At 70.4% G+C, this 6,254-nt stretch carries 6 protein-coding genes; 4 read left to right on the plus strand and 2 right to left on the minus strand.

The features are described 5' to 3' along the window. Positions 1-60: 60 nt before the first annotated feature. On the minus strand, positions 61-879 hold the full coding sequence (locus OGL92_RS20205; protein WP_263147189.1) for a helix-turn-helix transcriptional regulator: 819 nt from the start codon (positions 877-879) through the stop codon (positions 61-63). A 175-nt stretch (positions 880-1,054) separates the two neighbouring features. Here OGL92_RS20205 and OGL92_RS20210 point away from each other — a divergent pair, with 175 nt between their 5' ends. Next, entirely contained in the window at positions 1,055-2,500 is a 1,446-nt protein-coding gene (locus OGL92_RS20210) for an alanine/glycine:cation symporter family protein (RefSeq protein WP_263147192.1), read from the plus strand. 105 nt (positions 2,501-2,605) lie between these two features. After that, positions 2,606-3,598 (plus strand): asparaginase, encoded by a 993-nt coding sequence (locus OGL92_RS20215; protein ID WP_263147193.1) that lies wholly within the window; start codon positions 2,606-2,608, stop codon positions 3,596-3,598. Here OGL92_RS20215 and OGL92_RS20220 read toward each other — a convergent pair whose 3' ends face one another. Beyond that, the gene (locus OGL92_RS20220; protein WP_263147195.1) at positions 3,599-5,062 is read right to left on the minus strand and encodes a PLP-dependent aminotransferase family protein; all 1,464 of its coding nucleotides are present in this window, start codon (positions 5,060-5,062) and stop codon (positions 3,599-3,601) included. It abuts the gene before it with no gap. Between the two features lie 99 nt (positions 5,063-5,161). Between OGL92_RS20220 and OGL92_RS20225 the strand changes: the two genes are divergently transcribed. Together OGL92_RS20225 and OGL92_RS20230 are read left to right on the plus strand one after the other, a co-directional pair. After that, on the plus strand, positions 5,162-5,797 hold the full coding sequence (locus OGL92_RS20225; RefSeq protein WP_263147196.1) for an FMN-binding negative transcriptional regulator: 636 nt from the start codon (positions 5,162-5,164) through the stop codon (positions 5,795-5,797). A 20-nt stretch (positions 5,798-5,817) separates the two neighbouring features. Further along, on the plus strand, positions 5,818-6,254 hold a 437-nt coding region (locus OGL92_RS20230; RefSeq protein ID WP_263147199.1), incomplete at its 3' end, for a GNAT family N-acetyltransferase.

The raw sequence follows: 6,254 nt of genomic DNA on the forward strand, positions 1-6,254 counted from the left end.
CGCGCCGACTTTCGGGGGAGCCACGGCTCCCCCTTTTTTATGCCCCTCGCGGCCTGCCCTTCACTCGATCTCGAACAGCCCGTGGCGCATCCGCGCGCCGGCCAGGCGCTGGCGGATGTCGTCGTCGATGCGCGGATCGTCCGGCGCATAGAGCATCACCTGGCGATAGGCGGCGACCCGGTTGATCTCGGTGCCCAGGTAGTCCCACACCACCCGGGTGCAGGCCGGGGTGCGCCGGTCGCCGCTGGACACCCCGGTCTTCAGGCCGTTGAGCCGGGTGATACGGCTCTTGAAGCTGGGGATCAGGATGGTCTGGCTCATCTCGTTGAGGGTCAGCGACTCGTAGTCCAGGAGGAACAGCCGGTCCTGCAGGTTGAAGGCCGCGCCCAGGTAGCGGCAGCGCACCCAATCCTCCGCCGGGCCGCTGTTGCTGCTGGCGCGCTCCTGGCGTTCCTGGCGCTCGAAGAGGAAGTTGCCGGCGTCCTCGTGCAGGTGCACCAGGGACAGCAGGATGCTCCCCGGCACCGACATGCAGTTGGCGTATTCGAAGTAGTAGCCGCAATAGCGCGACAGGCTGCCGGCCTGCTGGCGCAGCGGCTCGAGCAGGGCGCCCAGGGGATCGGCGCCGGCGCTGGCGGTGGATTCGCCGCCGCGGGCGCCGACCAGCTTGGCGAACTGCTCGGGGGGCAGGCCCAGCTCGTAGCTCTCGACGCCGAAGAAGTCGCCGATGCGCTTGAGGTTGTAGGCCGTCGGTCGGCTCTGGCCGCTGAGGTACTTGTTGAACTGGGCGCGGTTGATCGCCAGCTTGCGGCAGATCTCGGCGATCGAGCGGTAGTGGCTGCAGAGCAGCTTGAGGTTGCTGGAAAGCGGCGTGGACATGGTGCGGTACGGTGGATGCGAGTGACGCGACTATAGCATCGACTCGCGTCACTTCGTAACGAGCCGCGAAATTGCGTCGGCCCGGCGCTTGCCCAACCATGCGCGCTTCGCGAAGACAGCCGTCCCCGGGCAGCCGTCGGCATCGCCCCGAAAAAACAAGAAATCGAGGTTACCCATGCTCGAAACACTCAACGACTTCCTGTCCGGAAAACTGCTCATCGTCCTCATCGTCGGCCTGGGCACCTACTTCACGGTGCGCTCGCGCTTCGTGCAGATCCGCTATTTCGGCCACATGTTCTCGGTCTTCAAGGACTCGGTGCGCAGCCAGTCCGGCCAGCTCAGTTCCTTCCAGGCGCTGATGCTCAGCCTCGCCGGCCGCGTCGGCGCGGGTAACATCGCCGGGGTCGGCATCGCCGTAACCCTGGGCGGCCCGGGCGCGGTGTTCTGGATGTGGGTGACCGCCCTGGTCGGCATGTCCAGCAGCTTCTTCGAGTGCTCCCTGGCGCAACTGTACAAGCGCGCCGACGGCGACGGCCTGTACCGCGGCGGCCCGGCCTACTACATCCAGCACGGCCTGAAGCTGAAAGGCATGGCCATCGTGTTCTCGGTGCTGCTGCTGGTGACCTACGGCTTCGCCTTCAACGGCCTGCAATCCTTCACCGTGACCCATTCGCTGCAGAACGCCTTCGGCTTCGACCCGCAAATCACCGGCATCGCCCTGGCGGTCCTGCTCGGCCTGGTGTTCTTCGGCGGCATCAAGCGCATCGCCTCGGTGTCCGACCTGCTGGTGCCGGTGAAGACCCTGGCCTACATCGGCGTGACCCTGTACGTCATCGCCACCCAGATTGAGCACGTCCCGGCCATGCTGGAGACCATCATCAAGAGCGCCTTCGGCCTCGACCCGGCCTTCGCCGGCCTGCTCGGCAGCGCCATCGTGATGGGCGTCAAGCGGGGCGTGTTCGCCAACGAAGCCGGCCTGGGCAGCGCGCCCAACGTCGCCGCGGTGGCCTCCGTCCAGCACCCGGCCTCCCAGGGCGTGGTGCAGGCCTTCAGCGTGTTCCTCGACACCTTCGTCATCTGCACCTGCACCGCCCTGCTGATCCTGCTGTCGGGCTTCTACACCCCCGGCTTCGAAGGCGACGGCATCGTCCTCACCCAGAACTCCCTGGCGGCGGTGGTCGGCGACTGGGGGCGGATCTTCGTCAGCGTGGCGCTGTCGCTGTTCGTCTTCACCTGCATCCTCTACAACTACTACCTCGGCGAAAACAGCCTGCGCTTCCTCGCCGGCCGCAGCCGCCCGGTGCTGCTGGTCTATCGCGGTCTGGTGCTGGCGCTGATCGTCTGGGGCTCGGTGCAGAACCTCTCCACCGTGTTCGCCTTCGCCGACATCACCATGACCTGCCTGGCCTTCGTCAACCTGATCGCCCTGGCCATGCTGGTCAAGGTGGGCCTGCGGGTGCTGCGTGACTACGACGACCAGCGTCGCGCCGGCATCAAGACTCCGGTCTTCGACGCCGCCAAGTTCGCCGACCTGGACCTCGACCCCGAGGCCTGGCCGGTTGCACCGCGCGTCGACAGCCTGACCGACACCGGCGTGCAACCGCTTCCCGCGCACCACTGATTCAGCCTGCCGCGGCGCCCCAGGGTGCCGCGCGCCTTCGCCCCTCCGGCGACCCGGGCCGCCTCACCGAACGGCCCTTTCCCCCTCGACAAGAAGGAGCGCGGCATGACTGCCGTTCGTAAGCTTCTCGTGCTCTACACCGGCGGTACCATCGGCATGCAGATGAGCGCAGCCGGCCTGGCGCCCGCCTCCGGCTTCGAGGCGCGCCTGCGCGCCGAGCAGGCCGCCCACCCCGAACGCCCGTTCCCCCACTGGACCTTTCGCGAACTGTCGCCGCCGCTGGACAGCGCCAACATGCGCCAGGACAACTGGCTGGCGATGCGCGACGCCATCGTCGCCGCGGTGCAGACCGACGGCTGCGACGCGGTGCTGCTGCTGCATGGCACCGATACCCTGGCCTACAGCGCGGCGGCCCTGAGCTTCCTGCTGCTCGGCTTGCCGGTTCCGGTGCTGCTAACCGGCTCTATGCTGCCGGCCGGTGCCGAGGGCAGCGACGCCTGGGATAACCTGTTCGGCGCCGTGGCGCGCCTCGAGCGAGGCGTCGCGGCCGGCGTGTACCTGTACTTCGCCGGCGCGCTGCTGCACGGGGCGCGGGCGAGCAAGCTGCGCAGCGATGCCTTCGACGCCTTCGCCGAGCTGCCGCGGGAACGCCAGGGCGCCCGCGCCGAGGGCATCCCGGCCAGCCTCGACTATCGTGTCCGTCGCCAGCCGGTGGAGCTGGCGGTGCTGCCGCTGTTCCCGGGCATCCGCGCGGCCCAGGTCGAGGCGCTGCTGGCCAGCGGCGCGCGCGCGCTGCTGGTGGAATGCTACGGCAGCGGCACCGGCCCCTCGGACGATGCCGAGCTGCTCGCCATGCTGCGCGATGCCCATGCCCGCGGCGTGGTGCTGGCCGCCGTCAGCCAGTGCTGCCAGGGCCACGTGGCCTTCGACGTGTACGCCGCCGGCAGTCTGTTGCGTGACGCCGGGCTGGTCTCGGCCGGCGGGATGACCCGCGAAGCGGCGCTGGGCAAGTTGTTCGCCCTGCTCGGCGCCGGCCTGTCCCAGGCCGAGACGGAGCAGTGGTTCGCCCTCGACCTCTGCGGCGAACGCGTCGACTGATCAGCGCCAGGCCCGGCGCAACGCCGCCAGCGCCTCGCCGATCGCCGCCTCGGGCACCGCGGCGAACCCCAGCACCAGCCCCGCGCGGCACTCCGCCGCCGGGGCGCCGTCCTCCAGCCAGTACTCGCTCAGGCCATTGAGCTCCACGCCCACCGATTCGGCGGCGGCGATCAATTCGCGCTCCCGCGCCAGGCTCTCGACCCGCACGCACAGGTGCAGGCCGGCGGCCACCGGCGGCAGCGCCGCGCAACCGGCGATGTCCTGCGGCCAGCCGCGCAGCAGCGCGTCGCGGCGAGCGCGCGCGGCCTGGCGCATGCGACGCACGTGGCGCTGGAAATGCCCCTCGGCGATGAACGCCGCCATCACCGCCTGGGTGCCGACCTCGGAATGCCGCATGTCCGCCGAGCGGCGCCGGGCGAAGACCTCGGCCAGGTGCGCCGGCAGCACCAGGTAGCCCAGGCGCAGCGCCGGAAAGGCGATCTTGCAGAAGGTCCCCACGTAGAGCACCCGGCCCTGGCGATCGAGGGCCGCCAGCGGCGCCAGCGGCGTGCCGTCGTAGCGGTACTCGCCGTCGTAATCGTCCTCCAGGATCCAGCCGTCGCTGCGCTCCGCCCACTCCAGCAACTCCAGGCGCCGCGCCAACGACAGGGTCACCCCGGTGGGGTACTGGTGCGAGGGCGTCAGGTAGACCAGCCGGCAGTCCGGCAGGCGCGCCAGCTCGGCGGTGTCCAGACCGTCGGCATCCAGCGCAACGCCGCACAGCCGCGCGCCGGCCAGGGTGAAGGCATGGGCGGCGGCGCGATAGCCAGGGTTCTCCACCGCCACCCGGTCGCCGGGATCCAGCAGCAGTTGCGCACAGAGGCCGATGGCCTGCTGGGCGCCGCAGGTGATCACCACCTGCGCCGGATCGCAGTGCAAGCCCCGCGCGGTGCGCAGGTAGGCGGCGATCAGCTCGCGCAACTGGGCGTCGCCGGCCGGATCGCCGTAGCCCAGGGCCTCGGGCGGCGGCTTGCGCCAGAAGCGCGCCTGCAGGCGCGACCAGGTGTCGAAGGGAAACAGGTCGAAGGCCGGTACGCCGACGCGGAATGCCCGCGGCGGACCGCTGCGCAATGGCGGCCGCGCATGTTCGCGCGCCCGCGCCAGGCCCGCGCCGGACGGCCAGCGCGCGGCGCTCGGCCGCGGAGCCTTGGGCGCGCTGGCGAAGCCGCCGACGTAGGTGCCGTCGCCGGTGCGACCATCCACGTAGCCCTCGGCGTGCAATTGCTCGAACGCGCGCATCACGGTGTTCCGCGAAACCCCCAGGCGCTGCGCCAGGTCGCGGCTGGCCGGCAGCCGCACGCCACCGGGCAGGCGGCCGTCGAGGATGCGTTCGCGCAGCGCGCGGTACAGCTGCCGCGCCAGGCCCTGGCCGGGGTCGAGGTGAATGCCGGCGAAATCGAACGGCAGGGCGGGCGCATCGGCCATGGCGGACTCCTGATTGGCTCCATGAAAGTCGCCGGAAATGGCGCTTACAACGGACCAATATCCTGCCTAGGATGGTTCCACCGCGCCAGGAGATTCGTCATGCACCGCCCCGCCGCTTTCCGCCAGGACGACCTGGCCCGCCTGCATGCCCAGATCGAGCAAGCGCCGTTGGCCACCCTGGTCAGCCACGGCGAGCAGGGCCTGCTGGCCACCCATCTGCCCCTGCTGCTGGAAACCGGCGAGGGCGACAAGGGCACCCTCTACGGGCACTTCGCCCGGGCCAATCCGCACTGGCAGGACCTCGCCGCCGGAGCCGAGGCGCTGACGGTGTTCGTCGGCGCCAACGCCTACGTGAGCCCGTCCTGGTACGCCAGCAAGGCCGAGCACGGCCGGGTGGTGCCCACTTGGAACTACGTGGCGGTGCACGCCTACGGCCAGGCCGAGGTGTTCGACGACGGGCCGCGCCTGTATCGCCTGGTCGAGCGCCTGAGCGCCCGTCACGAGGCCGGACGACCGCGGCCCTGGGCACTGGAGGATGCGCCGCGCGACTACCTCGACGGCCTGCTGCGCGCCATCGTCGGCTTCGCCCTGCCGATCCGTGGCCTGGAAGGCCAGTGGAAACTCAGCCAGAACCGCTCGCCGGCCGACGTGGCGGGCGTCCGCGCCGGCCTGCTGGACAGCGACGACCCGCAGGCCCGGGCCCTCGCGGCCACGATGAACGATTCCGGCCACTGACGGCCCTCCCGGAGATCCCCATGCACCTCGACATCCGCCCCCTCGGTCGCGACGATCACGCCGCCTGGCTTCCCCTCTGGGAGGGCTACCAGCGCTTCTATGCCACCGCGATCCCGCCGGACACCAGCGCGCGCACCTGGCAACGCTTCCTCGACCCCGCCGAACCCATGCACGCCGCGCTGGCCTGGCGCGACGGCGAAGCCCTGGGCCTGGTGCACTTCATCTACCACCGCTCCTGCTGGACGACCGGCGATTACTGCTACCTGCAGGACCTGTTCGTCGCCGAAAGCCTGCGCGGCGCGGGGGTCGGTCGCCAACTGATCGAACATGTCTACCGCGAGGCCGCCGCTGCCGGCTGCTCGCGGGTGCATTGGCTGACCCACGAAAGCAACCACACCGCCATGCAGCTCTACGACCGCCTCGCCGAACGCTCCGGCTTCGTCCAATACCGCCACCT

Origin of the sequence: Pseudomonas sp. RIT-PI-AD (genome assembly GCF_025642785.1) — a bacterium.
Classification (GTDB): Bacteria; Pseudomonadota; Gammaproteobacteria; order Pseudomonadales; family Pseudomonadaceae; genus Pseudomonas_T.